Annotated in this window: 24 protein-coding genes, 1 tRNA gene and 1 pseudogene; 2 read left to right on the top strand and 24 right to left on the bottom strand. The window is 52.6% G+C overall.

The features are described 5' to 3' along the window. Positions 1–15: 15 nt before the first annotated feature. From AAGD24_RS07715 to AAGD24_RS07705, 3 genes are all read right to left on the bottom strand, one after another. A complete protein-coding gene (locus AAGD24_RS07715; protein ID WP_219496153.1) occupies positions 16–1,203 on the bottom strand; it encodes a DcaP family trimeric outer membrane transporter in 1,188 nt (395 codons plus the stop codon). Between the two features lie 346 nt (positions 1,204–1,549). After that, entirely contained in the window at positions 1,550–2,461 is a 912-nt protein-coding gene (locus tag AAGD24_RS07710) for a helix-turn-helix transcriptional regulator (RefSeq protein WP_219496157.1), read from the bottom strand. A 102-nt stretch (positions 2,462–2,563) separates the two neighbouring features. Continuing rightward, positions 2,564–3,994 carry an NAD-dependent succinate-semialdehyde dehydrogenase gene (locus AAGD24_RS07705; RefSeq protein WP_219496158.1) on the bottom strand — a complete coding sequence of 477 codons (1,431 nt, stop codon included), beginning with the start codon at positions 3,992–3,994 and terminating at the stop codon, positions 2,564–2,566. A 496-nt stretch (positions 3,995–4,490) separates the two neighbouring features. On the opposite strand from AAGD24_RS07705, the gene AAGD24_RS07700 reads away from it, so the two are divergent. Together AAGD24_RS07700 and pcaF are read left to right on the top strand one after the other, a co-directional pair. Beyond that, a complete protein-coding gene (locus AAGD24_RS07700) occupies positions 4,491–5,447 on the top strand; it encodes a LysR family transcriptional regulator (protein WP_219496160.1) in 957 nt (318 codons plus the stop codon). Positions 5,448–5,608: 161 nt separating this feature from the next. Continuing rightward, a complete protein-coding gene (gene pcaF, locus AAGD24_RS07695; RefSeq protein WP_273623715.1) occupies positions 5,609–6,808 on the top strand; it encodes a 3-oxoadipyl-CoA thiolase in 1,200 nt (399 codons plus the stop codon). A gap of 99 nt (positions 6,809–6,907) precedes the next feature. Here pcaF and AAGD24_RS07690 read toward each other — a convergent pair. The 21 genes and pseudogenes from AAGD24_RS07690 to uppS form a co-directional block, all read right to left on the bottom strand. Beyond that, positions 6,908–7,054: pseudogene (locus tag AAGD24_RS07690) on the bottom strand (acyl-CoA dehydrogenase); the annotation flags it as partial. A gap of 206 nt (positions 7,055–7,260) precedes the next feature. Continuing rightward, entirely contained in the window at positions 7,261–7,788 is a 528-nt protein-coding gene (locus AAGD24_RS07685; protein ID WP_228744612.1) for a hypothetical protein, read from the bottom strand. Between the two features lie 93 nt (positions 7,789–7,881). Further along, complete coding sequence (locus tag AAGD24_RS07680) at positions 7,882–8,088, bottom strand: DUF1780 domain-containing protein (RefSeq protein WP_219496164.1); 207 nt, start codon at positions 8,086–8,088, stop codon at positions 7,882–7,884. 87 nt (positions 8,089–8,175) lie between these two features. Next, positions 8,176–8,754, bottom strand: a complete 579-nt coding sequence (locus AAGD24_RS07675) for a hypothetical protein (RefSeq protein ID WP_219496166.1) — start codon at positions 8,752–8,754, stop codon at positions 8,176–8,178. A 163-nt stretch (positions 8,755–8,917) separates the two neighbouring features. Next, entirely contained in the window at positions 8,918–10,744 is a 1,827-nt protein-coding gene (locus AAGD24_RS07670) for an AAA family ATPase (protein WP_219496168.1), read from the bottom strand. Beyond that, entirely contained in the window at positions 10,741–11,232 is a 492-nt protein-coding gene (locus tag AAGD24_RS07665; protein WP_219496171.1) for an ABC-three component system middle component 2, read from the bottom strand. Before AAGD24_RS07665 ends, AAGD24_RS07670 begins: the two co-directional genes overlap by 4 nt. Further along, positions 11,225–12,322, bottom strand: a complete 1,098-nt coding sequence (locus tag AAGD24_RS07660) for an ABC-three component system protein (protein ID WP_219496173.1) — start codon at positions 12,320–12,322, stop codon at positions 11,225–11,227. Before AAGD24_RS07660 ends, AAGD24_RS07665 begins: the two co-directional genes overlap by 8 nt. 169 nt (positions 12,323–12,491) lie before the next feature. Then, positions 12,492–13,118 carry a hypothetical protein gene (locus tag AAGD24_RS07655; RefSeq protein WP_219496175.1) on the bottom strand — a complete coding sequence of 209 codons (627 nt, stop codon included), beginning with the start codon at positions 13,116–13,118 and terminating at the stop codon, positions 12,492–12,494. A gap of 844 nt (positions 13,119–13,962) precedes the next feature. After that, positions 13,963–14,814: a hypothetical protein gene (locus AAGD24_RS07650; RefSeq protein ID WP_219496179.1), complete on the bottom strand. Its 852-nt coding sequence runs from the start codon at positions 14,812–14,814 to the stop codon at positions 13,963–13,965. 644 nt (positions 14,815–15,458) lie between these two features. Then, positions 15,459–15,535 (bottom strand) — tRNA-Met (locus AAGD24_RS07645). A 70-nt stretch (positions 15,536–15,605) separates the two neighbouring features. After that, positions 15,606–16,283 (bottom strand): ribonuclease HII, encoded by a 678-nt coding sequence (gene rnhB / locus AAGD24_RS07640; protein WP_041335156.1) that lies wholly within the window; start codon positions 16,281–16,283, stop codon positions 15,606–15,608. Then, positions 16,280–17,464, bottom strand: coding sequence for a lipid-A-disaccharide synthase (lpxB, locus tag AAGD24_RS07635; RefSeq protein ID WP_273623002.1), 1,185 nt, complete (start codon positions 17,462–17,464; stop codon positions 16,280–16,282). Before lpxB ends, rnhB begins: the two co-directional genes overlap by 4 nt. Positions 17,465–17,483: 19 nt before the next feature. Next, entirely contained in the window at positions 17,484–18,275 is a 792-nt protein-coding gene (lpxA, locus tag AAGD24_RS07630) for an acyl-ACP--UDP-N-acetylglucosamine O-acyltransferase (protein ID WP_273623004.1), read from the bottom strand. Next, a complete protein-coding gene (fabZ, locus tag AAGD24_RS07625) occupies positions 18,275–18,712 on the bottom strand; it encodes a 3-hydroxyacyl-ACP dehydratase FabZ (RefSeq protein WP_036206143.1) in 438 nt (145 codons plus the stop codon). Before fabZ ends, lpxA begins: the two co-directional genes overlap by 1 nt. Before the next feature lie 11 nt (positions 18,713–18,723). Further along, on the bottom strand, positions 18,724–19,749 hold the full coding sequence (gene lpxD, locus AAGD24_RS07620; RefSeq protein WP_273623009.1) for a UDP-3-O-(3-hydroxymyristoyl)glucosamine N-acyltransferase: 1,026 nt from the start codon (positions 19,747–19,749) through the stop codon (positions 18,724–18,726). Positions 19,750–19,799: 50 nt separating this feature from the next. Beyond that, positions 19,800–20,297: an OmpH family outer membrane protein gene (locus AAGD24_RS07615; RefSeq protein ID WP_041335153.1), complete on the bottom strand. Its 498-nt coding sequence runs from the start codon at positions 20,295–20,297 to the stop codon at positions 19,800–19,802. 51 nt (positions 20,298–20,348) lie between these two features. Next, a complete protein-coding gene (bamA, locus tag AAGD24_RS07610; protein ID WP_036206138.1) occupies positions 20,349–22,667 on the bottom strand; it encodes an outer membrane protein assembly factor BamA in 2,319 nt (772 codons plus the stop codon). Between the two features lie 43 nt (positions 22,668–22,710). Then, positions 22,711–24,060 carry an RIP metalloprotease RseP gene (gene rseP / locus AAGD24_RS07605; protein WP_041335150.1) on the bottom strand — a complete coding sequence of 450 codons (1,350 nt, stop codon included), beginning with the start codon at positions 24,058–24,060 and terminating at the stop codon, positions 22,711–22,713. Positions 24,061–24,109: 49 nt separating this feature from the next. Beyond that, a complete protein-coding gene (gene ispC / locus AAGD24_RS07600) occupies positions 24,110–25,303 on the bottom strand; it encodes a 1-deoxy-D-xylulose-5-phosphate reductoisomerase (RefSeq protein ID WP_174447637.1) in 1,194 nt (397 codons plus the stop codon). Next, positions 25,297–26,136 (bottom strand): phosphatidate cytidylyltransferase, encoded by an 840-nt coding sequence (locus AAGD24_RS07595; protein WP_075194517.1) that lies wholly within the window; start codon positions 26,134–26,136, stop codon positions 25,297–25,299. Before AAGD24_RS07595 ends, ispC begins: the two co-directional genes overlap by 7 nt. Positions 26,137–26,158: 22 nt before the next feature. After that, positions 26,159–26,929 carry a polyprenyl diphosphate synthase gene (gene uppS, locus AAGD24_RS07590; protein WP_036206128.1) on the bottom strand — a complete coding sequence of 257 codons (771 nt, stop codon included), beginning with the start codon at positions 26,927–26,929 and terminating at the stop codon, positions 26,159–26,161. Positions 26,930–26,999 lie beyond the last annotated feature (70 nt).

The raw sequence follows: 26,999 nt of genomic DNA, 5'->3' as shown, positions 1-26,999 counted from the left end.
CGCTTAAATCAATGTTCAGAAAGTGTATTTAGCCATCGCCTGAAGACGTGTCGCCTTCCCTTCACGCCCCCCCACCAACTCTCGGGTATGGTGGCTAACTTCAATACCGTAATCGACATTCTCAACGGGCGACCACAGGTAGTTCAAATAAAGGCTCGTGTTTTGTTCGCCCTCATTGCTAACGTCAACATTTTTTATGTCGTCCAGATCAGCTTCGGACACACCATAGGCCAGGTTTGCTAAACCAGGACCAACAGCCACGGATATTCCAAGAGTACCGCCAACGGCTTCGATAGCTTCGAGTTTGGCAGTAACAGGGTCGTAGTAGGCCGGCGCAGCCGGGTTTAACCACAGGTAACCACCAACACCTTCACCGTAGACTACTGCACCTTGCAGGCTCACCCTTGATGAAACAGGCATTTTTCCCGAGAAGGTGACACCATAACCGAATTCGTCTTCTTCCCGATCAGCAGCGGCATCATAAGCAGTTAACTTCCGCAACACGGCTCCTAAGGAATAGTTCATACTGCCCAGAGCATCGTCATATCTGAGAGTCAGATCTGGAAGGCTACTCTTGATTTCGACGGTCTCTTCCATTTCATAGGCTCGGCCTCCTTGCTTGTCAGCCTCCTCTAAAGCTATCGAGAGCCCCCCTGTTGAGTAACGAATCTGCGCCTGACGGTCCAGGTTTGTTTGTCCTACCTGACCGGTGAAATCAATGCTCGGCGTGTAACCAAGAAACGTCGAAAAGTTCGTTTCGGTTTGACCTGCAAGAATGCCATTCCATGTACCGTACCCCTGCCGGAGTCGAAAGGTCCCGCCAGGCCCATAAAAATCACCTTCAACCCGGGTCTCGATATTTCCGAGCTCGCTAGGAGTAATGGTTGAAATGCCGATCCTGGACTCTAAGGCGTGTGCGTCAAAATGACCATCGGGGCCATTTGTATCGTCAAGCCTGATATTCTGGTGGATAATCGAAATACCCAGAGGCGAATCGAAATCATAGATGAGGTCAAGCTTTGCGTAACCATACAGCGTAAGGTTTGTGTCGCCCACTGTGATACTTTCAGAAAATGCCGGGAGGGATACTGTCGCCAATAAAATTACACCCGGCAGTTTCAATTTCGCCATCTTAAAATAGCTACGATTCGTTTTGTTACTGAATTTATCAGCAGTACTATTGTTTATATTTTCCTGGATCATCTGGCTTTTCCTTTGTTGATTTTTTATAAAACCAACTCAAATGATCCTGATATATACCTTTGAAATATTGAATGTATTTATTGTTTTTTTGAACCATAAGATAAATAAACCAATTAAATTAAATGGCATTTAAAAAATTTTTAAATTTTTGACAATGATTACAACCAAAATATAAACCGAAATTACTGCATAGCAATTCCACATGAAAATACATGCAACCACGGGATCGGGGAAGTTCATATGGGAGTGAGGTGGTTCCGGAAAATCAGCCAGGCATAAAAACGATGCGCGACTCACTCTTCAAGCAGAGAGTCGGGCATCTAAGGTAAATATATTGATCGGCAATTCAACAAAATTCAGTTAGTTTCGTCTTATTCCTGTATCTGTTAGGCGTTGTAGAAAATTTGTTCTTGAACAGACGCGTCAGATGGCTCTGATCGGAAAAACCACACTCCATTGCAATTACCTTGATCGGTATATCCATCGGCGACTCTAGCATCGCCTTCGCCATTTCCAGCCTCCGCTGAAGAATATAGGCGTGTGGAGGCATACCAAACGCATTTCTGAACAGGCGAATAAAGTACGAATTACTAAATCCCGAGATTTCCGCCAAATCATCGATACTTATACATTGGTCAAGGTTTTCAACAATATATTCTTCAATCGTTTTTTGCTTTGAAACAGGCATACTTCGATCAACCTGAATTTCACGAAGCTTGCATTGAGAATATTCCCTGATCAGATGGATACATATCTGAGTCTCAATGGTTTCCGCATATAGTTGACCACCGAGACTTTCACCCAGGCACTCCCGTTCGTATGACTTCATCAACTCAGCCAGTGTGGCATCCTGAGAAACCGCTCTATGATCGATATTCAAGCTGTCAATATCTTTCTCAAAGAGATCATTAGCGACTTTTTTAATAGCAAACTCGGAGACATAAACGTGTGAGACCTGAATATCATTTGTCCAGAACCATCGAGATGGCTCTCCACGCGCCAGAATTGTCACGCTATCGGTACGAGCGTCCTGATTTGCCCACTTACCCGAATGGAAGAAACCAAGATTCTCAGGCGGAGACTCCCACCTGACCAGCATGTAATCTCGCATTTCAGGAATATAAACTTCAGTTTTATCGAACCGATAGTTTCTCATCGAAAGCCGATTTTTCAGCGAACTTTCTACAGTACCGTCACAGATTACCTGCCCAGGTATAACATTAAGAATGTCATTTGGTGCTAACAAGTTGCTGGTCATTAACGGTCTCCTTTTTGTTTTTGATCGAAAGACCCGAAGATAAAATTAAGTTTATAACCATTTAACTCAAAGAAAACTCATACTCTTGGCTCTCAACCGAAATCAGCTCATCTGAGTCACAAACTTGGTAGCCAGATAACTATCAAAGGTCTCACTGCCACCTTCCCTACCATAGCCGCTTTCCTTGACGCCTCCAAAGGGAGTTTCCGCCAACGCCAGCCCTATGTGGTTCACAGAGACCATACCGACTTCCAGGCCATTGGTAATACGATGGGCATTGCTAACAGATGAGGTGTACGCATAGGCAGCCAACCCGAAGGACAACCGGTTAGCTCGTTCCAGCACTTCGGTGATGCTGTCGAACGGCACAAAACCTGCAATTGGGCCAAAGGGTTCATCATTCATGAACATCGCATCATCAGGAACATCTTTGAGAACCGTTGGTGGATAAAAGTTCCCCGCGCCAGACGGCGTCTCACCGCCCGTCACCAACACGCCGCCCTTCTGGCAAGCGTCGTCAACTAACTTTTGCATCTCCCCTACCCTACGGGATTGGGCCAGAGGCCCCATCGTTGTGGAGTCATCGGACCCACATCCCACTTTGATTTTCTTTGCCTCTTCGGAAAACCTGGAGACAAAATCGTTGTAGATATTCCGCTGAACGAAGAACCGGGTCGGACAGATACAAATCTGCCCCGCGTTCCGAAACTTGAATCCGGCCAAGTCTTTAACGGCTTTGTCGATATCTGCGTCGTCACAAACAATGACCGGCGCGTGACCGCCAAGCTCCATGGTGCAACGTTTCATGTTGGCTCCGGCAAGTGACGCCAGCTTCCGACCGACCGGCGTAGAGCCAGTAAAGCTGATCTTCTGGACGATCGGCGACCTGATCAAGTACTCGGAAATCATGCCAGAGTCACCAGATACGACGTTAAAAACGCCCTTTGGCAAACCTGCATCATGGAATATTTGTGCCATCAGCATCACGGAGGCAGGGGTGTCGCTTGACCCTTTAAGAATAACCGTACAGCCCGCGCCAATGGCAGCGACAACTTTGCGGAAAGCCTGACTGAAAGGAAAATTCCACGGCGAGAAAGCAACGCACACTCCTATCGGTTCCTTAAGTGCGGTTTGTTGTACATTCGATTTTCGTGAAGGAATGATACGACCATATATTCTGCGGCATTCCTCCGCGTGCCATTCAGCATGCTCAGCACAGGACAAGACCTCGCCAATGGCTTCGCGAACCGGCTTCCCTTGTTCCAACGTGAGTACCCGACCCGTGTTCTCTGCTCTTTCTCGAATAAGTTCTGCCACCTTCCGTAAAATCCGGGAACGCCCCACGGCGGGTTCCTTCTTCCACAAACGAAAGGCTTGTTCCGACGATTCCAGCGCCCGGTCCAGGTCACTTTCACTTGCATAAGGTAGCGTGGCCAAAACCTCATTATTGGAGGGATTCATGACCGACTGGCTGGATTCACCATTCCCGTCCACAAACTGACCACCGATGTACATCTTGAGATTGGGATACATATTGCTTCTCCGTCTTTTTTTGGCTCTTCTCCCGCCCCACAAGCGCTTGTCTCGCGCCAGCAACAACGTGCTTCAGCAGACCAAAGCACTCACATTCGTGATTTGCTTTCTTCACGTCGATGGGGAGTACGTTTGAAAAGGGGTAGCGCAACCCTCAAAGAAATCCGCGCGGGCTGATTCGAACGATTTCTACGGCCCTAACCTTTCTTCCTCACAATACTGCACATGATGCAAGGGTTACCTGATAGCGTCTTGAAGCAATTTGTCCGCTAATTGAATAAAAATGACAAAGATCAAAAAAGCCAAACGCCGCGACTAAGACCAAAGCAAAACAGAGAACGCATAAACCAATGTTTCTATTATCGTTTTTAATGACCTTGTTTGAAACGCGATCAGTATCGTTTTTTTCTATATTTCCTAGTGATCGTTGGTATAGCTTAAAGAACGGCTCGCAATCAGCGAGATACGGGATCTAACAATAAGTGATCAACACTGTATGGCTTCCAACCTCAAGATTGATCTTCGCCAACTGAACAGCTTTCTTACCATTGCCGAGAGAGGTAGTTTCAGTCGCGCCTCGGAGGCGCTATTCATTGCACAACCGGCTTTAAGCCGCCAAATTAGATTGCTTGAAGAAGCCCTGGATGCTGAGCTGTTTGTTCGCCATGGGCGGGGTGTTCTGCTAACGACCGCAGGAGAAGTTCTTTATGAACGCGCCAAAGGCCTGCTTCAGGATACAGAACAGCTTCAAGCAGATGTGGCGGCAGTCTCTGGAACCGTAACCGGTCAGGTGAAGCTCGGATTGCTACCAACTATCTCCAACGAATTGGCAACGATGATCGTCAAACAGTTCCGCACACTTTATCCACGTGTAAATCTCGCGGTGAGATCAGCCATGAGCGGCACGCTGCAGCAAATGGTTTCTCAGCAAAAGCTGGATCTGGTGATCACCTATGATCAAAGCAAGCATAAGAACTCGCGCCATACCCCACTTATTGACGAGCGTTTTTTCCTGATTGCTCCACCGAACACTGAAATCTCGAAACGGGACACTGTGAATCTTGACGAAGTTCTCAATCTACCGCTGATCCTACCCGAAGAAAAACATGGCTTGAGAGCGCGAATGGAAAAGGAAGCGATGCAAAGGGGCAAAAAGATCAACCTGGCCTTTGAGGTCAGTGCGTGGCCGCTTCTAAGCGAGATGATCAAGCAGCAGCTTGGTTATACCATTTTGTCCTCTGCCACTGTCAATGAAATGGTGGAACGTGGAGAGGTTGTTGCCGTCCCTATCGTTAAACCTGAACTATACCGTTCTCTGGCGATAGCTACTCCAGGCAACCGGCCCACTTCAATCGCTGTCAGAAAGTTGATTGAGGTGATTTTCTATCAAGTCACACAACACGTCGAATCCGGGCGATGGAGCGGCAAGCTGCTATTTGAAAAACGCCGTTGATTACCAATCCTCTCTCAACCAATGACATATACATTTTTTAGATGCCTTTTATGCCAATCATATAATTGTGACACCCACTTGCAACCTGTAAGTTGGGCGGCCAGAAATGATTACATAGGTCCCCACTTGATCTGCTTCCGGCGGAATGAGGTTTCCAACTGATGAATGTTTTTATTTGCCATCCCCGCCGCTCGGCTATCGGCCGCTTCGGCGGCACCCTGGCCAGCGTTCGCCCTGATGACCTGGCGGCCCACATCTTCAAAGCCGTGCTTGAGCAGGCTCCGGAACTGGACCCGGTCGCCATTGACGAAGTGATGATGGGCTCCGCCAACCAGGCAGGTGAAGACAACCGCAACGTGGCAAGGATGTCTGCCCTGCTGGCCGGCTTGCCTACGTCGGTTCCCGGCACCACTCTCAATCGTCTGTGCGGCTCCGGCATGGATGCCGTGGGCTCGGCTTTTCGCGCCATCCGCGCCGGTGAAATGGATTTGGTACTGGCCGGCGGCGTGGAATCCATGTCTCGCGCGCCCTACGTGATGGGCAAGGCCGACAGCGCCTTTTCCCGTAGCCAGAAGATTGAGGACACCACCATTGGCTGGCGATTTGTGAACCCGCTGATGAAAAAGCAATACGGCATCGACTCCATGCCGGAAACGGCAGAGAACGTGGCCGAGCAATACAAAGTGTCACGTGAAGATCAGGACCTGTTCGCCTTCCGTTCCCAGGAGAAGACGGCCCGAGCCCAGAAGGAAGGACGCTTCGCCGAAGAAATCGTGCCGGTGTCCATTCCGCGCCGGAAACAGGACCCACTGGTATTCGACACCGACGAGCATCCCCGCGAAAGCACGCTCGAGAAACTTGCTGCCCTGCCCACGCCCTTCCGTGAGAATGGCAGCGTGACCGCTGGTAATGCCTCCGGCGTCAACGACGGCGCCGCCGCCATGCTGGTTGCCAGCGAAACCGCGGTAAAACAGCAGGGCCTCAAGCCCATGGCAAAAATCCTCGGTATGGCCACTGCCGGCGTGGAACCGCGCATCATGGGCATCGGCCCGGTACCCGCCGTCCGCAAATTGCTGGAAAAGCAGAACATCAGTATCGACGACATCGACGTAATCGAACTTAACGAGGCCTTTGCCGCCCAGGGCCTCGCGGTCCTGCGTGAGCTCGGCATTGCTGATGACGATACCCGGGTGAACCCAAACGGCGGCGCCATTGCCCTTGGCCACCCGCTGGGCATGTCTGGCGCCCGCCTGCTGATGACCGCCGCCCACCAACTGCAGCGCACCGGTGGCCGTTACGCCCTGTGCACCATGTGTGTGGGTGTGGGCCAGGGTATTGCTACACTGATTGAACGGGTTTGAAATTTAGCTAATGGGCCTGCCGTTGAGGACTGGCCCATTTCCACCCTGACCCATTCAACGACTTGCCTTTCCATCAGCCATTATTAGATGGAGGCATCATCAGAAAAACGCCTGAATCCCGGTCTGGGCTGGACCCAGAATCAAGGCGTGAACATCGTGGGTGCCTTCATAGGTATTCACCACTTCCAGATTCACCAGGTGTCGCGCCACCCCAAATTCATTAATGATGCCGTTACCCCCGAGCACCACTGAAAATGATTGCCGACTTCCTAGAGAAGCAGCGCAATCGACCAAAGTCGGAATAAAACTGACCGAAAAGTGGGGGCGCGAATTTTCGCTTTTGTTTAGCTGAGTCCGGAGTGTGCCCTGGTCGCAACGCGAACATTCAGATTGGACAGGTAACGCGGAGCGAAGCGACGGCCCAATAGGGATCTCCCGTCTTGCGCTCCTTGTTACGTTTTCTCTCCCTCAGGAAAGAGCTGATTAATAAAGTCCGCACAAACTGCAATGTGATGAATACAGTCCCCGATCAACATCGATGAGCCGTGAGCTTGAGAGTTTCGCAGATGAGGAATGCCTTTCAGCATCGCTGTGCACCACTCGTTGGCCGGCGACGGATTTTCAATGTGGCGGAATCCCGCGTCAGAGATCCAACCATTCTGAAGCGCGATACGGAGAAGTTTGCCCAACATCATATGCTTTTCAGGTTTCGCTTTAAGTTTCAGAGCATGCTCGATCACGGTATAGGTTTTCAAATGCACTTCTGGAGCCAGTGCATAAAAATAGTAGCTATAAAGTGCCATGTTTCTTGCGACATTAAATTGACCCTTAATCTCATCCGGGACTTCGTGGTTCAGATGCTCTTGCGACAACAAATCGTGCATTTTTTCCAGGCTAGGAACACCACCACAGACAGCACCCATTAAACGATGCTTTTCGTCCATTTCGGTTAGCTCGTCGAGGCTTTTGAGTTGCTCCATAACCCATTATTCCTTACAAATAACATCGCCTATAAAAAATGTTCTTGGCGCCAGAGTATAACGGACGACGTGATTCACTTGTTGAACACTGTTTCAGTCCCAAACCTTGTGACGGATATTCCCGACAACTTCGCGCAACCATTGGGGCGCTTCCTCGCTTGCGTATAAGCAGCACGCGATCTGACCTTTCACAAACGGTACAGACCTACACCCAAAATCTTGGATCTCGGAAACATCCGTGTAGGGCTCTTCATAAACTCCAAAGACATGTTTCAAGTTCACATAAAACAGGAGATCCATCGACTTACGATCTCTGTGCGCGTATTTGGAATTAGCTTTTGGCTTCTGCCCAGCAGCGTTTGATTATACGGACGCCCCTGTAGCCACCTAGATCTTCGCCGGTTTGAGTTGCTGGAAGAAAACCAAAAGTCTCTCCAAAGAGTTCACCAAGTTTTGCTCCTCAGCCTCAACATCTTCCCAGGTTCGACCAAAACTAGCATACAAGTGGATATCATTTCGCTTTCCGTGAATACGCTTTAAATCAGGCAAGATCGCAGTAATTTCTGGACCGTGGACTCCATGATTCTCCCAAGCATAAATAACCGAGCCAAAGGTTCGGTGCTTCGGGTCTTTTTTCATCAATTTCTTCAAATTGCGGTTTTCTGCGTGGGCCCTCATTGCGCATTCGACGATGGATGCCCCAACGACAATGCTACTCGACACAGCGCCAGCTCTAGTCGAAAGGCTTAAAGGGGTGGGCGTATGCCAATGTGGACGTTCTGCTGGTACCTCCGACCAGCTTTGGAGGCGCCCAATTATCATGTCTTTCAAAAAACTGTAGTACTGATGCGCTTCCGCTATGGCATTAACAGCTTCTTGATCCGGCACGTCACGCCAGAGCATTCGTAGACGACCCAATTCCTGAAGCTGATATTCCGGTTGTGAAAAATCAAACCATCGAGACATAGATAAAGCTCACAACATTCTGGTCAAATAAAACGTTAGCTGGTCGTATAACGCATCGGCTCTTCGGAGTGCCGGAGCGCCAGCACAGGCGCGTCCGGCAATAGGCACTTGTTATGCCTCCCGAGGTCACAACTTAAAGTTCCGCAAGTAGCATCAATTAACCCTAGAGGAAACCTTTCCGACCATCATTTGGGTTGCCGGTGAACACTGTCATGCTTAGTCGGTCCAATACAGAATCGGGCGGATGCTGGTTTTCAACGATCACGATCTGGCTATCGCTACTGTGGTGGTCGACAAGATAAGCATAAAAGCTCTCTTTCAAATTTGTGCCCTGTAGTTGCCGATCTTCATCGCCTTCCGGCTTGAAATACGCAAGAAGCGGCGAGTCCAGCACAACAAAGCCAGGATGCGGCAGGTCGTTTTCGAGGCAATACTCCAGTAATGCGATACTTACCGCTGCGTGCGTAATAGCACGAAGCCCTTTGCCCCGACTACCTCGCGGCTTTCCATCGATGACAAAATCGGTCGTTTCCTTGTCGAAATGAACGAAGCAGTCACCTGGGAAATCCCATGCTTTCAGCAACTTGGCAATCCTGAGTGAAAAGTCATGCGCAACAGAGTCAGGTAGGCCGGAGACGACGGCGCCAGAGGAACCTGCTTCGCCTTCATCTTGCTCTAAAGCTATCCTACGCTCTTCGAGCTTCGCCGCTCTGGCGTATAGGTCGATCCCCCTCTGGACCTCTGCCCGCTTTTCAATAAGCTCCGAGAAAGATGCCCTTTCTTCACTCACAGTCGGCGCTACGGTTTCTTGAATCTGGGCGCTAACATTCTCGTACTCTCGATTTTTATCTAACAACTCTTGTTCTTGAGAGACTGCCTCGGACTTTAATTTAGCGACAGTCGCTTGGAGTTCGCCCTTTAGTCGCACTATCTTTGCAATTTCTGCGGTAGCTGCCTGAACGATCGCCTCAACGTCCCCATCGCAGGCAGCATCATGTTGCTGTGCTTGCGGTGATGCTCCGCAGAGTGGACAAGGAACCGATTCCACATGAGCGAACATCGCTCCGCTTTCCTGTATTGCCGTCAAACGTTCAATATCGACAGCATAGTGCTCAAGGAGAAGATCAAATCTAGCCAACAGATCGACAATTTCGTCTAATCGGTCCCGAATCGCCGTTCGAACATCCACCAATTCTCGTCGTTGCTCCAAAAGGGAATCAAGCTGGGATTGAATAGCCTTCAGATTTTCCCGGCGATGCTCGATAGTCTCGTCGAGGCGACCAATCTGTTCCTTAAGGTCGGCATCTTCTTCACCAAGGTCTGCAATTTCCTGTCTAATTTCGGCCAGCAGTTCATCAATCAGCTCGATTTGTTTTGCACTATCTGTTCCCCTCTGCGTTGTCTCAACAACATCGGAATCATCTACACCCGATAGAAGAAGCTTTATTGTCGCCAACTCGGCAGTTTTCAAAGTGTATTGACCACCCCAGAAGGGCGAGCCGATTTGCTGAATCTCGCCTTCTTGGACGATCACAAGTCTTGCCAGATTCCTGAAACTTAAACTCTGCGTTGTACCCTTCTTCTTGCTGCGCAATATGCGTTTTCCAAGAAGCCCGATTTTATCGAGAAGGAATCCCGAAACGTTGTCGGTTTTTCCGTGACTATGATCTTTTTTGAGGACTTCAACTGCGGCATCCTCATCGAGAAGGTTCCGAGCCTTGAAGTTTCCCCCAGAACTCGCGCGATAGAAGCGCCATTGCTCCCCTGAGGTCATATCAAGGTCGAATTGGATTTCACCGAATGGAGTTCGCTCTGGAATGCCTCTTAATTCGGATCCTCCAAGCATGAAATCAATCGATTCCGCGAGGAACGACTTCCCCGTATCCGATGCGCCGCAAATCACATTCACACCGTTCGAGAACGTCAACTCGGCCATTTTGTTGGGGCCGGAAAATGCGATCCGACGCAGTTGGAGGTACCTGTTGCTCATTGGTTACCTCGCGGTCTATCTATGATTTGGAACTGGGTGGACCAATTCTCAAACAACCGATGCATCGTTTGTCGAATCTCCGATGTTTCCACACCCGCGAACTGCTCGACCGCCCAATGCGCGCGCTCTTTTAGCCTCTGAGAATAGCTGGATGTTAGCGAGGCGAGAAAAGGCGCAGCGGCGTCTCCAGCGATGTAGTCGAAACCTTCCTCTGCGGGTATTTGCTGTATGAGGTTTCGGCTCATCATCAATAAAATGCCCTTTTCAATTAGCCCACGTCGGACTAGCAATTCTCCTGCTCTCATAGGCAGAGCTGCGTGAAGACTTTCAGGCCCATCGGCATCTTCGGAATGGACGACGAGATAATCCATTTCGACCAGTCTTTCGAGGTCGAAAGCTTCCGGATAGGCAGCGACCAGAATCTCTAGAGAGCGGATACCAGTTTCCAGTGGGCTGTTGAATGGTGCCGGGTGAGAGTGGTTAGTCATCGTCCATCATCCATTTGAGACGATCCTCATTCGCTAGCTGGTGGCAGATGCCCTGCCGATCCTGCGACTTGGTTGCTGACGCAAGTGGATTTGCCGTCAAAGCGACAGATGATGCCTGTGCCACTGTTGCTTTCATCCTTTCGTACCCGTTGGGATGGGTTGAGTCGGCAACATCTACGACGCCGTGAAAAATCTCGTCCTGAAGATTGTCGAATGTCCCTTCTGGCACAGTGTCTCTGGCAAAGTTTCTTAATGCTTCAGCATGATAGAAGCGCTCACGTTGCCTCCAGAAATTCTGTTCCAACGTGCTGTGTGCGGCGAGCGCGTTTATATCCTGGAGTGGGCTTCCCAAATGATCTCCATAAGCGTCAAGGAGCTGGCGGATATACCGGCTCTCGGATGTCGCAGGGACAGCGGGCGGCTCTTCGGGATCTGGCCTTGAAGGCAAACCACCGCCAAATCGGACTGCGTGAAACCCGGTATGACTATGCGCTTCAATCAGCTCAACATGTGATTTCGATGAAAATATCCTGAAATCAAAAGCGTCCACATATGACAGTAGTCTTCCGCTGAGCTCGATTTCCTTGGTTGAGGTGATTCCGCTTTTACAGTGCCCCTCCCAATTTTCTTTGAATTTTTCACGAAGCTCGGTCGGTTTATTTAGAAGTTTTTCTAATGTTGTTCCAACACCGAGGGATGCCACGAAATAATGCTTTCGTGGTGGTGTATATTCGCCGATATACGAGTAATAAATGATCTTCCCCAGTTCGACCCAAACATCGCTTGGTCGCAGTGGATTCGCGTAACGTTTACACTGATAATTGTCCCACATATCTTCAAATCCCTTATCAGTGCAAAAACCTGCGATATCGACGCCACAGTCGCCCGAGCCACCGAAGCGACGAACCTTGACATACGAGCCTTCAAGACTCGTTGCCCATTCCTCGATAAAGTCTTCCCAATCATCAGGACTAAAATTTTTGACGCGGATCGCCTTGGGAACGGGAATACCTGATTGCACATGAGCAGACGAAGGTGCAGCTGTTGGCAGCTTAGGCCTTATCTCCTTTAAATCGGTCTCGGCAATCATCCTATATGGCCCTTTTCCTCATAAGGTTCATGAACTTTCTGAGAACACAACAAACGATTAGCCCGGCGCTTCATTCTCCTTCGTGCATAACGTTTGCAGCATGCGCGCCCACGTAGTGAAGCCGAAAGCGCAATATAGTGGGCATCGCCGTACCTGCACTTTTTAGGGCTTAGCCTATGACGCTCTCCATTGTGGTAATTCCCCTAGCATCACGGTAGAAAGGTTTGCCAGCGTCATCGCACTTATCGATAAACTCTTGTACACAAGCGTTGTTCGAAAACAGCAAAATCACGTCGGATGTCTTGAAATTCAGCGCGTTCGGAATCCGCCACTCCCTCTCATGGGACCAATCTCGAATATTCTCTCTATCACTTAAATCAAAGTTGACAATGCGCCACCATTGGTCCCCGGGCAGATAAATTTTCGCTTCTGAAGTCCTGTCATAGACAACCGGTCTTCCGCCCTTTTCAAAAACGTACGTCTTTGAAAACATGACTCCGGTAGGATCATACCGTTTTTTTGCCCAAGTATTCTCTTCCCGAAAAGTTTGCTCGAACCAGCAATTCTGTCCAACCGCGCTGAGCGGCGCATCTTGAAAACAAACTGCGGGCGTGTCGCCAACGATAAAGCCTGAAAAGGTTGTACTGCCAATCAACTTCCCTGACTCAAGTATTTCAAATAGGGAATCGAGGGCCACCTGATCATCGCCCTTAGAGCGTGTTAGGTGAACTAATTCCGTGGTGAGATCACTTCTCTCAACGTGGCGCTTTCTCCATAACTCGAAATCGTATGCCATAGATTCCCTTTATTTACCACTTACAATAATTAGGCTGCGGGCTTGATCATTGCAGAAAGTTGACTGCGTCATGATTACTGACTTTGAACTATCAATGGCGCTGCGCATAAATTTATAAAACAACAGCTTAGCCGAGCATGACCGTCTCTGCCATGTAATCATTCAGCGTCTGCAACTTGCTCCCATCGTACTGGATGAAATGGCTGTGATCGGCTTTAAGGCTCTGGAGGAAAGACCTGAATCGAATGTTCGCTTTTGTTTAGGTGTCGCGTGGGATGCGTGACGGTCGCAAAGCGAGCCTTTCGCAGGGCCGCGCGAGCCCGTTACCTCCCACTCCGATTCACTGGAAGACCTGACGCCATGGGAATATTTGGGCAAACACCAAAGGGTGGAAAACTCTGATCAGCGGTGCAACTGAAATAGGGATGGTTACACAGCCATAGCCAGTCCCAGCACCGCCCACTGAACTGCAAATTCTGTTGTTTACAAAAAAGAACGCGAGTTGTCGCGACTCGTTTCGACAGTCAATTCACGTCTCTGTCATAGTTAGAGATTAAAGACTCGGGGTTGGAGATTTAGATGGGATTCTTTGGAGCGATCATAGTGGTCATGGTGCTTATTATGATCTACAACATATTCACAAAAAATGATTCAGAGACAGAAGAAACCAAGAGGCCTGGTAGCTTCTACTTAAACGAGCATCAGGCTGCCAGAGACGGGAAGATTCACCAGATCGATGACGATGACGGTGGTCCTGGCCACTACATGTGATCCTTCGGCCTGATGAAGAAAAGCCGGGGCGCTCTATGCTCCCGGCTCTGGCTCTAAGGGGACTAAGGCTGTCTTAGTTCTCGGCAGTGAGGAATAACAGCGCCTGGCCGTGATCATACACAACGGGCGGGATCGTTTGGTCTGCAAGCTCCAGCTGGCGCGTGTAAAAGTACACCGTATCGGGGAGATGCTTGCTGATAGCACTCACAAATTCCACGTACTGATCCAAAGAGGTATCACTCAGGCAGTAAGCAGAAAAACGGGGATACTCCATTTCATCGCCGGCGAAGACCTGGTAACCCTTTTTGTTTGGAGCAATGAAATCAGGAATTGTTTTAAGCTCCGACACTTGCTCGGGATACACCTTGAAATACGCGCCACATTCAGTGCCATCGGCCTTCACACCTGAAATCTTCGTTTCAGTGAAGGTTCCGTTGAAAAAGTTATCCGTCAGCTCGTTGTGAAACTCAGGCTCTCCTTCAATCCCCAATTCGTTCATCGCCGTCATCGTGGCGTCTTTAATCTCGTTACCAAGCCAAATGTTGACAGTTTCGGGACCTTCTACCTGGTCTTGCGGTACCCATGCGATGACACTGCTTCGCTCAGCGTGACTCTTATTCGTCGTAGTCAGCGCCCCAAGCAATCCCAGACCGAATGCGTCGCCGAATGACATTGCAAGGGTAGAACTATTCATGAAGTAAGCCACATCGATGGCCAGACCTGTCGCCGTACCCAGACCGCTCGGGATTTGGTCCTTGGGCACCTCTGCATCTTCGAGATCGGTCATTCCAACACTGTGGGTCAGGTTCCATGCCCGACTGTGATCAGGCTCGGCTTCCGTGATTCCGGTAGACGCGCAACCACTGATCAATCCAATGGCCAGCGTGGAGACTATGAGAGGGAACATCTTGGTCTGAAAAGGCATGCATTCTCCTGCGTTAGTGATACGTCGAAGGGCAGGATACAACGACACATGTAGAGGTAAGCTACAAACATTATGTTACTTTATGTTTTAGGAGGCGATGCAAAGTGGACTTATCCCAGTTGCTAAATCGAGCCACGTACTCTTTGGACGACTACCCAGAATCCTTCAGTAGGCAATCTCGTCGTGGCAGAAAAAGGTCTGCTTTCCCAATGGAAGCGTGGATCTTTAAAAAGCGATTACTAATGTCCGCTTTTGTTTAAAAGCTTGGACTTATGCTGGTGCCCTTGTCACTCCTAACCCATGAGTGAACCTACCCCGGTTCAGCCTCTCTTCACTAGCTCATCTCGTCGCGGTAAAAGGTCCGCTTTCCAATGAGAAAGCGTGGCCAGAACCCCGGCCTATGTCGCCATAATGTGGCAGCTTGGGCTAGACTGGAACGTCAAGAACACACTCAGACTTGCAGCGTAGACGACTACTGTCACAGGAAGAACAAAAACTGACTGACGGTCATTTTCCACCTGGCCGCAGATCGAACCGTCACAAGCCATGGCACATATTTGTCACATATACGTCACATGGAATTTCTGCTAGCCCAAACGCAAAAAAGGCAGACCAGTAACTAACTGATCTGCCTTTCTTTAATATGGTAGCGGGGGCTGGATTCGAACCAACGACCTTCGGGTTATGAGCCCGACGAGCTACCAGACTGCTCCACCCCGCATCAAACTGGTTGTTTACCGGGGCTTCCCCCGATCAACGTGCGCGTATACTAAGGATTCGACCGGAACCTGTCAATCGATATTTTCAAACAAGTCGCCAGGATATTGCAGTTCCTGATCCGCGGCGCGGCTGTACAAACCCACGGCATCAATCGCTTCCTGAACCGGGCGGAATGAGCGACGATGGTGAGCGGTTGCACCCAATCTGCCAAGCGCTTCGAGGTGTACGGGCGTCGGATAACCCTTGTGGCCTGCAAAGCCGTACTCAGGGAATTCCTCATGGAGCACAGCCATCTCCCTGTCACGAGTCACCTTGGCGACAATGGACGCCGCACTGATGGCCTCCACCCGGCTGTCGCCCTTCACCACTGGCTCAGAGGTCCAACGCCATTTGGGGCAGCGGTTACCGTCCACCAGTACATATTCCGGCTCGACATGCAGGCCCGCCACGGCACGCTCCATAGCCACCATGGTTGCCTGGAAGATGTTCAGCCTGTCAATCTCATCGGCCTCACAGCGCCCCAGGCTCCAGGATACTGCACGCTCAATGATCTGTTCGTAAAGAGCCTCACGGCGCTTGTCCGTCAGCTTTTTCGAATCCGCCAGGCCCGGTATTGGCTTTTCCGGGTTCAGGATAACCGCGGCCGTCACCACAGCCCCAACCAGCGGCCCGCGTCCCACCTCGTCCACACCGGCCAATAGTCGCCCCTGATATTGGCACTCAAACGGCGGCAAGGGGCGCTTACTCATACTGCTCCGCCTTCTATTAATGCGGAGATGGCTGCAGCAGACTGCTCGTCAGCCCCCTGTCGCAACTGTTCATGCAATTGTGAAAAAGCGGCTGTCAACCGGGCGCGTTCGGATTCATTTTCAAGGCGCTCAAGCACGGCTTCTCCGAGAGACTCGGACGAAGCATCATCCTGCAATAGTTCCGGAACCAGTTGTTCCTTGGCCAGCAGGTTTGGCAAGGCCACATAAGGCACCTTGACCAGCCTTGAGACCAATGCATAGCTGACACGACTCAACCGGTAACCCACCACCATGGGCTTCTTCAGCAACATGGCTTCCAGAGTGGCGGTTCCGGACGCAAGCAATACCACGTCGGACGATGCCATCACCTCTCTCGAACGGCCTCGCACAATGGTCACCGCCAGTTTCACGTCCAGGGCTTCCACCAGTGCCTGAACCTGCTTTTCCCGATCCCGGTTTACGCAAGGAATCACCAGTTGCAAATCCGGACGCCTGCCCTGGATCCAACGGGCGGCCTCCAGAAAAAGAGTACCCAGGCGCTCCACTTCCCCGCCCCGACTCCCCGGAAGAATGGCCAGCACCGGCGCATCTTCCAGAAGCCCCAGGGACTGACGGGCACCAACTGTATCAGGCATCATTGGAATGCGGTCCGCCAGGGGGTGCCCTACAAAGGCCACGGGCACGCCGTGCTCTTCGTAGAAACGGGCCTCAAACGGGAACAGGGTAAGCATAAGGTTGACGGATTTGGCGATCGTGAAGATCCGCTTTTGCCGCCAGGCCCAGACGGACGGGCTAACATAATGGGCGGTCGGAATACCGGCATCACGACACCTGCGCTCAATACCCAGGGTAAAGTCCGGGGAGTCGATACCAATGACGACGTCCGGCGGTGTCGCCAGCAGGTAGTTCATCAGCCGTGCGCGAATATCGAACAGCTCCCGTATTCGCCCGAGCACTTCGACGAGCCCCATCACTGACAGCCGTTCCATAGGAACGAGAGAGTGGAAGCCTTCCGCGATCATTTCATCGCCACCAATACCGACAAACCGCGCGTTCGGATACCTGAGCCGCAGGGAACGGATCAGACCGGCGCCGAGGATATCTCCTGACGCCTCTCCGGCCACGATGGCGAAAGTCACTTTGCGGGTGCTGGCTACAGAGTTTTCGTGATGGTCCGTCACCGGGGCATTCACTCCCTGGTTAGCGGATGATGCCGCGGTGTGCACCACGAAGGGAATCGATCAGGGGCGTAACTTCGGGAATATCGGAGTAGGCTTTTTCGAGCTCTTCAACGGCTTGTTCCGTAGTCAGGCCCTGACGATAGATAACCTTGTAAGCACGACGGAGTGCCAACAACACCTCCTTGCTGAAACCACGGCGGCGCAAGCCTTCCACGTTCATGCCAAACGGCTGTGCAGATTGCCCGCTTGCCATGATGTACGCAGGGATGTCTTTCAGCACAATACTTCCACCAGCACTCATGCTGTGGGTTCCAATATGACAGAACTGATGAACCATGGTGCCGCCACCCAGTATCGCGAAGTCACCAACGGACACATGGCCGGCCAATGTCGCACAATTGGCCAGGATGGTGTTATTGCCAATAATGCAGTCATGCGCCACATGCACGTAGGCCATGAGCAGATTGCCATTGCCGATACCGGTTTCACCACGATCCTGAACCGTGCCCCGATGAATGGTGCAGTTCTCACGGATGATATTGTCATCACCGATAACCAGCGTGGTTGGCTCACCCGCGTATTTTTTGTCCTGGCATTCTTCCCCGACACTGGAAAACTGAAATATGCGGTTATTGCGGCCGATTCTCGTTGGGCCCTTGATGACCACGTGGGACATCACTTCAGTCCCCTCTCCGATCTCAACGTTCGGGCCGATGTAGCTCCATGGGCCAACCGTTACGTTGTCGGCAAGCTTGGCAGAGGGGTCCACAATCGCCTGAGGATGGACTCCCGACCATTCTTTTGTCGCCATCAAACTTCTCTCTCAGCGGTCAATATTTCTGCCACACAGACGACTTCATCATCAACCAGTGCGCGGCACTCGAATTTATAGATTCCACGCTTTCCGGAAATAACCTGTGACTCCATGCACAGCCTGTCCCCCGGCACCACGGGGCGCTTGAAACGCGCTTTACTGGAACCAGCCAGGTATTGTACCACGCCGTCTGAGGGTTTCCGGCCAACCGTCACAAAGCCGAGAATACCTGAAAGCTGCGCCATGGCTTCGATGATCAGCACGCCCGGCATAATGGGGTTATTGGGAAAGTGGCCGGTAAAAAAAGGCTCATTAAGGGAGATATTCTTATAGCCCTTGATGAATTGTCCTTTTTCCAGCTCTGTTACCCGATCAACCAGCAAAAACGGGTAGCGATGGGGCAGGTATTCCATGATCTCGTCGATATACATCATCAGTAGCGGCCTCAGCCTTCCATTTTCTTTTCCAGTTCTTTAAGCCGACGCGCCAAGGCATCAAGCTGACGGAAACGCACAGCATTTTTACGCCATTGCCGGTTGCTGTCGGCGCTGGTTCCAGACGAATACACGCCGGGCTCCCGAATGTCACCAGAAACCAGCGTCATGCCGGTCAGGTGGACGTGATCCGCAATCGTAAGGTGCCCTGCCACACCCGATTGGCCGCCAAAAACACAGTGGCTGCCAATACGTGTGCTACCCGCGATACCCACCATCGCCGCCATGGCACTGTGATCACCAATACTGACGTTGTGCGCAATCTGAATCAGGTTATCGAGCTTCACGCCATCGCCAATGATCGTGTCGTCCAAGGCTCCCCGATCAATTGTGGTGTTCGCACCCACTTCAACATCGTCCCCCAGAATGACCCGGCCAAGCTGGGCTATTCGATGCCAGGCTCCTTTCTCATTAGCAAACCCGAAACCATCGGAACCGATGACCGCACCACTGAGGATATGGCAACGCATCCCCATAACGATATCGTGGGCCAGGGTTACCCGTGGACGCAGTATAGTCTGCTCGCCAATCTGACACCGGGCTCCAATAACACAGCCGGCGCCCACGACAACGTTTTCGCCCACGACAGCCTCAGCCTCAATAACAGCCTGAGGGCCGATGCAGGCCGTATCCGAGACCCTCGCGGAAGACGCCACAACGGCCGACGGGTGAATACCAGGCTCTGGAACCGGCGCCGGGTCAAACCAATGGCTCAGGCGAGCATAGCCGAGGTAGGGGTTATCCAGTAACAGGACGTTGGTAGGACACTGGTCCGCAGTCGATTGCGAGAGTATAACCGCTGAAGCGCTGGTCTCCGTCAGGTAGCGACCGTACGACGGGTTGGCCAGGAAGGCTATCTGGCCCGGAGAAGCCGCCTGAAGCGTCGCAAGCCCGTTGATTTCCGTATCGGGATTGCCCTTGAGCTCCGCGCCAAGCTCAGAAGCAATGTCGCCCAGCCGGTACGAACGCTTTGTCATTGTCAGCTCCACAAGGTTTATCCGGGCGGGCCATTATCCGGCCCTCCGTATCAGCGGTCCAGTTTCTCTAGCAACTCTTCTGTCAGATTCATTTCAGGCTTGACATACACCACCGCCTCGCTGGGCAGGATCATGTCCAGATTGTTCTCTTCCAGGAGCTCCTTAACCGCTGCGTCTACCTCCGGGCGGGCTTCTTCGAGGAACTGTTGCTTGCGATTGGCCACAGTGGAGTCCAGGCGCTGCTTGAGGAAATTGAATTCCTTAACTTTCTCCTGGAACTCAGCAGCCATCTGTTGGCGCTCGGACTCATTCATCATGGCACCGTCTTTCTCAAGCCGCTCCTTGAGCTTGCGGGCGGCCTCCTGGGCTTCACGAACCTTGGCTTCCTCTCCAGCGAAATCTTTCTGTAGTGTCTCGCTGAACGCGCGCGCATCGCTGGACGAGAACAAGGCCTGGCGAAGGTCAACCACACCTATTCTGGTTTCGGCAGCAGCCGGGAATGCGATCAGCAGCATTGACAGAATCGCTGCAACGGAATATCGGAACATGTTATTTCTCCTGTTTATCATTGTCTTTCGCACCCCCTCCGGCCCTGACGATCAGAAGGTCTGGCCGAGGGAGAACTGGAACACCTGAGTGTCATCACCGCTCTTGTCGTTCAAGGGTTTGGCAAGACTGAACGCCAGCGGTCCTACTGCCGTGATCCACTGGAATCCTACACCGGCCGACAGGCGAATTTCATCCAGGGCCGGATCAAAATTCCTATCGGCATCAAAAACCTGCCCCGCATCCACGAAGAACGCGGTTCTCATGGAACGGGTATCCCCAGCAAACGGTGTGGGGAAAATCAGTTCCAGGCTGCCTTCCGTCAACAAGCTACCACCGAAGGGGTCCGGATCAGAGAAGTCGTTCGGCGCATTGGTAGCAAGTGGGCCGAGAGAGTTTGCCTCATATCCGCGCACCGAACCATAGCCACCGGCGTAGAAGTGCTCGTAGAACGGCATCACGCTTCGGCCGTTGTAACCGTCCCCGTAACCAATCTCCGAACGCGCCCTGAATACCCAGGTCTGATTATCATTCAGTGGCTGGTAGAACTCGGTTTTCTGATTCAGCTTATAGAATGTCAGGTCGCTGCCGGGCACCGCTACATCAGCGGATAACGACAGGCTATAGCCGTCCGTTGGAAGAACACCCCTATTTAGTGTGCTGCGCCGCCACGAACCGAACAGGAAATAATTGTTGAAATCGTTGCCTTCTTCATCAATGAAGGTTTTGACCTCTTCTGAGGTGAATGCACCCTCCTTCACCTTGGACAACGTATAACCAAGCCCGAAATTAAGGCGGGTAATGTTGTCCGTAGGATAACCGAAGGTGAGGCGGCCGCCGTACTCATCCAGCAGGTAAGAGGAAATATCCTGTTCTTCAAAGTCGGTTTCACGGGCAAACACGCTGAAACCACGGCTGACGCCATCCACGGTGTAGTATGGGTCTTGGTAGGAAAAATTGGCACTCTTGATGGAGTCACTGACGTTGACACCAAAGGAGACACGCTTGCCGCTGCCAAAGAAGTTGTTCTCGGACACGTTAGCGCCCAGGATTACCCCGGAGGCCTGCGAGAAGCCGACAGACGCCGACAGACTGCCGGTTGCCTGTTCCGCCACGGAATAGTTAACGTCCACCAAATCATCCGTACCGGGCACAGGAACCGTCTCCACATCGACGGTTTCGAAGAAGCCAAGCCGCTCCAACTTTGTTTTCGAGAATTCGATCCGGTCGGTGGAGGCGACGCCACCTTCCATCTGGGTCATTTCCTGGCGCAACACATCGTCCCGGGTGGAGACGTTGCCATCAAAATTGATGCGCCGGACATACGCCCGCTTACCAGGCTCCACGAAGAAGGTTACTGACGCTGTATTGTCATCGGCAGGCTCCGGCACCGCATTCACGTTTGCAAACGCATAACCTTCGCGGCCAAGACGACGGGAAAGCGCTTCCGAAATCGCCGTCATCCGGGAACGAGAGAACACGTCGCCCTCTTCAATGGGAATAAGCTCCCGCAGCTCTTCCTCAGGTACGATCAGCTCACCGCGCAGGTTGACGTCTGACACCGTGTATTGAGGCCCCTCGTTCAACGAGATGGCAATAAACACCTGTTTCTTGTCGGGGGATATCGAGACCTGGCTGGACTCAACCGTAAAGTCGATGTAGCCGCGGTCAAGGTAGAAGGACCGCAGTGACTCCAGGTCGCCGCTCAGGCGCTCCCGGGCATACTTGTCAGCACTGGTGATGGAATTCCACCAACTGGTGGTCTGGAGCTCAAACAGATCCAGCAGCCGCTCGTCGTCAAACGCGTCGTTACCCACAATATTGATGTGCTGGATAGCCGCAACCGTACCTTCGTTAATGTCCAGCTTGATGGCAACGCGATTGCGGGGAAGGTCCTCGGCGGTGGCCTTCACCCGCGCGTTGTAACGACCCTGACTGATGTAGGACCGGAGAATCTCAAGCTCCAGTCGCTCAAGGGTCGCCCTGCGAAATACCTGCCCCTCCTGGAGACCCGCTCCGGATAGCGCATCCATCAGCATGGGGGTTTCGATGTTCTTGTTGCCTTCAATGTCTATGGACGTGATTGAAGGTCGCTCCTGAACCGTAAGGATCAGCACACCACCATCACGGCTGGCTTTGATATCGGTAAACAGGCCGGTGCGAAACAGGTCTTTGATCGCATCGGACAGCTCCACCTCATCGACCGGCTCCCCGATCGAAACGGGAAATGCGGAAAATACCGTCCCTGCGGATACCCGCTGAAGGCCTTCTACCTCGATATCGGATACGGTGAATTCATCAGCCAGTGCCGGTTTTATGGTTGAGGTGGCGACTACCAAGCCTACAGCTATACCCAGAAGAGAACGTCTCATTCAATAATTTCGCCTGTTGATGCGCGTAAGGAGTTCGCAATTCTCACAACCGCATCAGGTCGTTGTAAAGTGCGAACACCATTAATGTAAGGATCATTGCCATTCCAATACGCAGTCCGAACGCCTGGGCCTGCTCTGATAGAGGCTTCCGGCGGATGGCTTCAATGGTGTAATAGACAATATGCCCACCATCAAGAACCGGTATTGGCAGAAGGTTCAGCACCCCAAGACTGACACTGAGGTAGGCAAGAAAACGAATAAAGTCTTCGAAACCGGAACTTACACTGGCTTCCGCTATCCTGGCAATGGTAATCGGGCCACTAAGGTTAGTGGGAGAAAGCAATCCGGTCACCATTTTTTTGATCGCGACCAGGGTCAATCGAGTGTCACCCCAGGTTTCGGAAACCGCGTTGGGAATCGCTGCCAGGGGACCATAACTGACATCCCTGAGTACGTGATCAGGCCAGGTCACCTCGCTGACACCCGCACCCACAAAACCGGTAACACTGCCATCGTCTGCCGTTCTTTCCGCGGGCGTCACACGGATTTGTTCCATGCGGCCATCGCGTTCGACCGTTAGCTCCAGGGGCTTTTCGGGCGCCTCGCGTATGAAAGCCACCAGTTCGAACCAGTCCGCTACTGGCTTGCCGTCCACCTCAACCACTCGGTCGCCGGATTTCAACCCGCCGGCCTCAGCCCGGCCACCCGGTGATATCTCCCCCAGCACTGCCGGTACGTCGGGCCGCCAGGGCGTCACACCAAACTCATTCAACGGGTTCGGCGTGTCCTCACTTAGACTCCAGCCATCCAGAGCTCCCCGCAGAGTCCCGCGGTTACCGTTCTGCGAGACATCGATGGTTACCTCACCAAACTCACCCGTGCGCTCAAGCAAGCGCATGTTCACGTCGCGCCAGGATGTCACACGACGGCCGTCGACCTGGTGGATTTCCATGCCGCTGGTGAGCCCGACCCGTTCCGCGACACTCCCCTGACTGACGTCGCCTACAATGGGCGCAACCGTGGTGAAACCAACCACGCTGAGCAGCCAGTAGGCAGCAATGGCAAACAGGAAATTCGCTATGGGCCCAGCGGCAGCAATAGCGATACGTTTCGATGGGGGCTTGGCATTGAACGCCTGATCCTTGAGCTCTTCGGGCACCGGCCCTTCCCGCTCATCCAGCATTTTCACGTAGCCACCGAGAGGGATCGCCGCAACCGCAAACTCGGTGCCCTGCCGGTCGTACCACGAAAACAGAGGCTTCCCGAAACCAACAGAAAACCGCAAAACCTTGACACCGCAGCGGCGAGCCACCCAAAAGTGACCAGCTTCATGGAGCGTCACCAGAATGCCCAGCGTGAGTATCAACGCCAATACGGTTTCAACGATCTGCATAATGCTCTCTGTTGGTGATGATAGAACCGCCTCTCAGGACTCGCATGGTTCAGACAGCCAGCGCCTGTATCTGTTCCCGTGCGACAGCCCTGCCCTCGGCATCCTTCGCGAAGATGGTATCGAAACTGTCTGCCGGTACAACCTCGGTGGCTGCCAACGTACGCTCTATGATAAGGGGGATATCCGCAAAACACAGGTTACCGGAAAGAAAGGCCGACACAGCCTCTTCGTTCGCAGCATTCATTACCGCTGGTGCCGTTCCACCCTCGTGGAACGCCTCCGCTGCTAACCTCAGGCACGGAAAGCGCTCCAGGTCCGGGCGCTCAAAGTGAAACTGCCCGATGCGAAACAGATCCAGCGGAGCAACACCGGCTTCAATTCTTTCGGGCCACGCGAGACCGTTAGCAATGGGTGTGCGCATGTCGGGACTACCAAGCTGCGCCAGAACGGACCCATCGGCGTACTCAACCATCGAATGAATGATGCTCTCCGGGTGGACATGCACTTCAATCATTTCCGGCGTGGTATTGAACAGCCAGCATGCTTCTATCAGCTCCAGCCCCTTGTTCATCAAGGTCGCGGAATCGACTGAGATCTTCTGCCCCATCGACCAGTTGGGGTGATTGCAGGCCTCGGCAGGCAGCACATTGCGCAGGGATTCGGCCGAGTGAGTACGAAACGGCCCACCGGAGGCAGTAAGCAGAATGCGAGTAATACCCGCACCACGGGTATCCCGGATCTTGTCCGGCGGCATACATTGGAAGATGGCGTTATGTTCACTGTCGATCGGCAGAACGTCTGCACCCGACGCCAGAACGGCATCCATAAACAGCTTGCCCGACATAACCAGTGCTTCCTTGTTGGCAAGCAAAACGCGCTTACCCGCCCTCACTGCAGCAAGCGTAGGCGGTAATCCCACGGCTCCAACGATCGCCGCCATAACCGTATCGGAATCATCATCGCCCGCAACCTGGCATAACGCTTCCGAGCCGCCGAGAACCAGGACGGCAGGCAAATCACTTAACGCACGGGACAACGCTTCAGCCGCATTTTCATCGGCCATGACCGCATACCTCGGACGAAACTCATGGCAGAGTTCCACCATGCTGTCGACACTGGTACTGGCGGTTAGCGCTGAAACCGAAAACCGGTCCGGGTGGCGACGAATCACATCGAGTGTACTCAGGCCAATGGAGCCCGTCGCACCAAGTATCGAAACACGACGTTTCACAATAGTCACCATTGCCCCGTCGTCAACCAACCCATCAGCGTGATGATCAGGGCGAACACCGGGATGGCAGCCGTCAGGCTGTCGATTCTGTCCATGATACCGCCATGGCCCGGCAATAGCTGACTGCTATCCTTAATACCCCTGAAACGTTTCAGCATGCTTTCCAGCAGATCGCCAAGCACGGAAACGGCACCGGTAATCAGGCTGGCAACAACCAGAAGCAGCAACTGCATGGTGGTGGCTGAGGCCAGCACACTGATCACAATTGCGAAGATCGCGACCGCCACCAGACCACCCCAGACACCCGCCCAGGATTTTCCCGGACTGACCCTGGGTGCAAGCTTCGCTTTGCCAAACGCACGGCCGGCAAAATAGGCGCCGATATCCGCGACCCAGACCACGCAGAAAACATAAAGAATCAGTAGGAGGTTATTGGCACTGTCGCCGAACTGAAAGCCGCCAGTGCGAAGATGGTTAAGCCCTACCCACGCGGGAACCAGCACCAACAGGCCCATCAGGGCACGGGCAGGCACGCCGCCCCAGCGCTCTGAACCGCCGGGGTAGTTTCTTACCAGCAGGAAACTCAGTACCCACCAGAACAATGCCAGCCAAAGCACCGCAACTGCCGGAACGTTCAGCAGTCCGTACAGCACCGCCGCGACCACAAGGGCATATACAACACGGGCCGCGGGCGCAGTCAGGCCGGACATGTTGGCCCACTCCCAGGCACCAACGGTAATAATGGCCCCGGTAAACAGGGCGAACCCCAGGGGCGGCAGGAAGAAAATTCCGCCAATCGCGATGGGGGCCAGGATAAGCGCGGTAATAATACGGGTTTTAAGCACGATATCGTTCGCTATCTTGTCGTTATTGTTCTGACGAAACGCTGGCTATCTGGTCGTCTGTCTGACCAAAACGGCGTTTCCGACCCGCATATGCCTGCAACGCCTGCCCCATTTCCTGCGCCTGGAAATCGGGCCAGTAAACGGGAGAAAAATACAGTTCGGTATAGGCCAGGTGCCAGAGCATGAAGTTGCTGATGCGTTGCTCGCCAGCCGTACGAATCATCAGGTCCGGCATGGGCAAGTCACCAATAGACAGATGTTGCTGAATAAGGTCATCGGTGATGTCGGAGGGCGCCAGCTCTCCAGAACGGACCTTCTCAGCCACTTTACGACTGGCTTGGGTGATATCCCAATGCCCGCCATAATTAGCGGCGATAACCAGCGTCATCCGGGTATTGTCGCGAGTAAGCGCCTCGGCGCGCTCCATATGTTCCTGCAGGTTTGTACTAAACGCGGAGCGATCGCCGATAATGCGCAGGCAGATGTCGTTGCGGTGCAACTTTTTGACTTCCCGCTCCAACGCAAACAGGAACAGGCGCATCAGGGCCGACACTTCATCCTCGGGACGGCGCCAGTTCTCGCTGGAAAACGCAAACAGGGTAAGTACCTCCACCCCTTCCCGGGCACAGGTTTCAACCACTGATCTCACTGCTTTCACGCCGGCCTTGTGGCCGGCGACACCTTTCAGTCGCCGGGCTTTGGCCCAGCGATTGTTACCATCCATGATAATGGCCACATGCCGGGGCCGGCTACCAGCCGAAACCGGAATCTCTGCGGATACACTTTCCGTCATGCAATCCCCTGTTCAGCCGATACCGGACAACTGCAATGGCACCGGCTGATCATTGTGCTGAATTGGACCG

Origin of the sequence: Marinobacter sp. M5B, from assembly GCF_042604615.1 — a bacterium.
GTDB classification, from domain to species: Bacteria; Pseudomonadota; Gammaproteobacteria; order Pseudomonadales; family Oleiphilaceae; genus Marinobacter; species Marinobacter salarius.
The sequence above is the reverse complement of the archived record's forward strand: the minus strand, read 5'-3'. Positions and strand labels throughout refer to the sequence as shown.

Excerpts from the sequence above, each read along its gene's own strand:
- AAGD24_RS07685 (WP_228744612.1), bottom strand. The coding sequence starts at position 7,788 with ATGGAGCAACTCAAAAGCCTCGACGAGCTAACCGAAATGGACGAAAAG.
- AAGD24_RS07705 (WP_219496158.1), bottom strand. The coding sequence starts at position 3,994 with ATGTATCCCAATCTCAAGATGTACATCGGTGGTCAGTTTGTGGACGGG.
- AAGD24_RS07715 (WP_219496153.1), bottom strand. The coding sequence starts at position 1,203 with ATGATCCAGGAAAATATAAACAATAGTACTGCTGATAAATTCAGTAAC.
- ispC (WP_174447637.1), bottom strand. The coding sequence starts at position 25,303 with ATGGTGACTATTGTGAAACGTCGTGTTTCGATACTTGGTGCGACGGGC.
- uppS (WP_036206128.1), bottom strand. The coding sequence starts at position 26,929 with ATGACGGAAAGTGTATCCGCAGAGATTCCGGTTTCGGCTGGTAGCCGG.
- AAGD24_RS07650 (WP_219496179.1), bottom strand. The coding sequence starts at position 14,814 with ATGCCTTTTCAGACCAAGATGTTCCCTCTCATAGTCTCCACGCTGGCC.
- lpxA (WP_273623004.1), bottom strand. The coding sequence starts at position 18,275 with ATGGCGACAAAAGAATGGTCGGGAGTCCATCCTCAGGCGATTGTGGAC.
- AAGD24_RS07670 (WP_219496168.1), bottom strand. The coding sequence starts at position 10,744 with ATGAGCAACAGGTACCTCCAACTGCGTCGGATCGCATTTTCCGGCCCC.
- lpxD (WP_273623009.1), bottom strand. The coding sequence starts at position 19,749 with ATGACAAAGCGTTCGTACCGGCTGGGCGACATTGCTTCTGAGCTTGGC.
- pcaF (WP_273623715.1), top strand. The coding sequence starts at position 5,609 with ATGAATGTTTTTATTTGCCATCCCCGCCGCTCGGCTATCGGCCGCTTC.
- bamA (WP_036206138.1), bottom strand. The coding sequence starts at position 22,667 with ATGAGACGTTCTCTTCTGGGTATAGCTGTAGGCTTGGTAGTCGCCACC.
- AAGD24_RS07710 (WP_219496157.1), bottom strand. The coding sequence starts at position 2,461 with ATGACCAGCAACTTGTTAGCACCAAATGACATTCTTAATGTTATACCT.
- AAGD24_RS07665 (WP_219496171.1), bottom strand. The coding sequence starts at position 11,232 with ATGACTAACCACTCTCACCCGGCACCATTCAACAGCCCACTGGAAACT.
- AAGD24_RS07700 (WP_219496160.1), top strand. The coding sequence starts at position 4,491 with ATGGCTTCCAACCTCAAGATTGATCTTCGCCAACTGAACAGCTTTCTT.
- rseP (WP_041335150.1), bottom strand. The coding sequence starts at position 24,060 with ATGCAGATCGTTGAAACCGTATTGGCGTTGATACTCACGCTGGGCATT.
- fabZ (WP_036206143.1), bottom strand. The coding sequence starts at position 18,712 with ATGATGTATATCGACGAGATCATGGAATACCTGCCCCATCGCTACCCG.
- AAGD24_RS07615 (WP_041335153.1), bottom strand. The coding sequence starts at position 20,297 with ATGTTCCGATATTCCGTTGCAGCGATTCTGTCAATGCTGCTGATCGCA.
- AAGD24_RS07680 (WP_219496164.1), bottom strand. The coding sequence starts at position 8,088 with ATGGATCTCCTGTTTTATGTGAACTTGAAACATGTCTTTGGAGTTTAT.
- AAGD24_RS07655 (WP_219496175.1), bottom strand. The coding sequence starts at position 13,118 with ATGGCATACGATTTCGAGTTATGGAGAAAGCGCCACGTTGAGAGAAGT.
- rnhB (WP_041335156.1), bottom strand. The coding sequence starts at position 16,283 with ATGAGTAAGCGCCCCTTGCCGCCGTTTGAGTGCCAATATCAGGGGCGA.
- AAGD24_RS07675 (WP_219496166.1), bottom strand. The coding sequence starts at position 8,754 with ATGTCTCGATGGTTTGATTTTTCACAACCGGAATATCAGCTTCAGGAA.
- AAGD24_RS07660 (WP_219496173.1), bottom strand. The coding sequence starts at position 12,322 with ATGATTGCCGAGACCGATTTAAAGGAGATAAGGCCTAAGCTGCCAACA.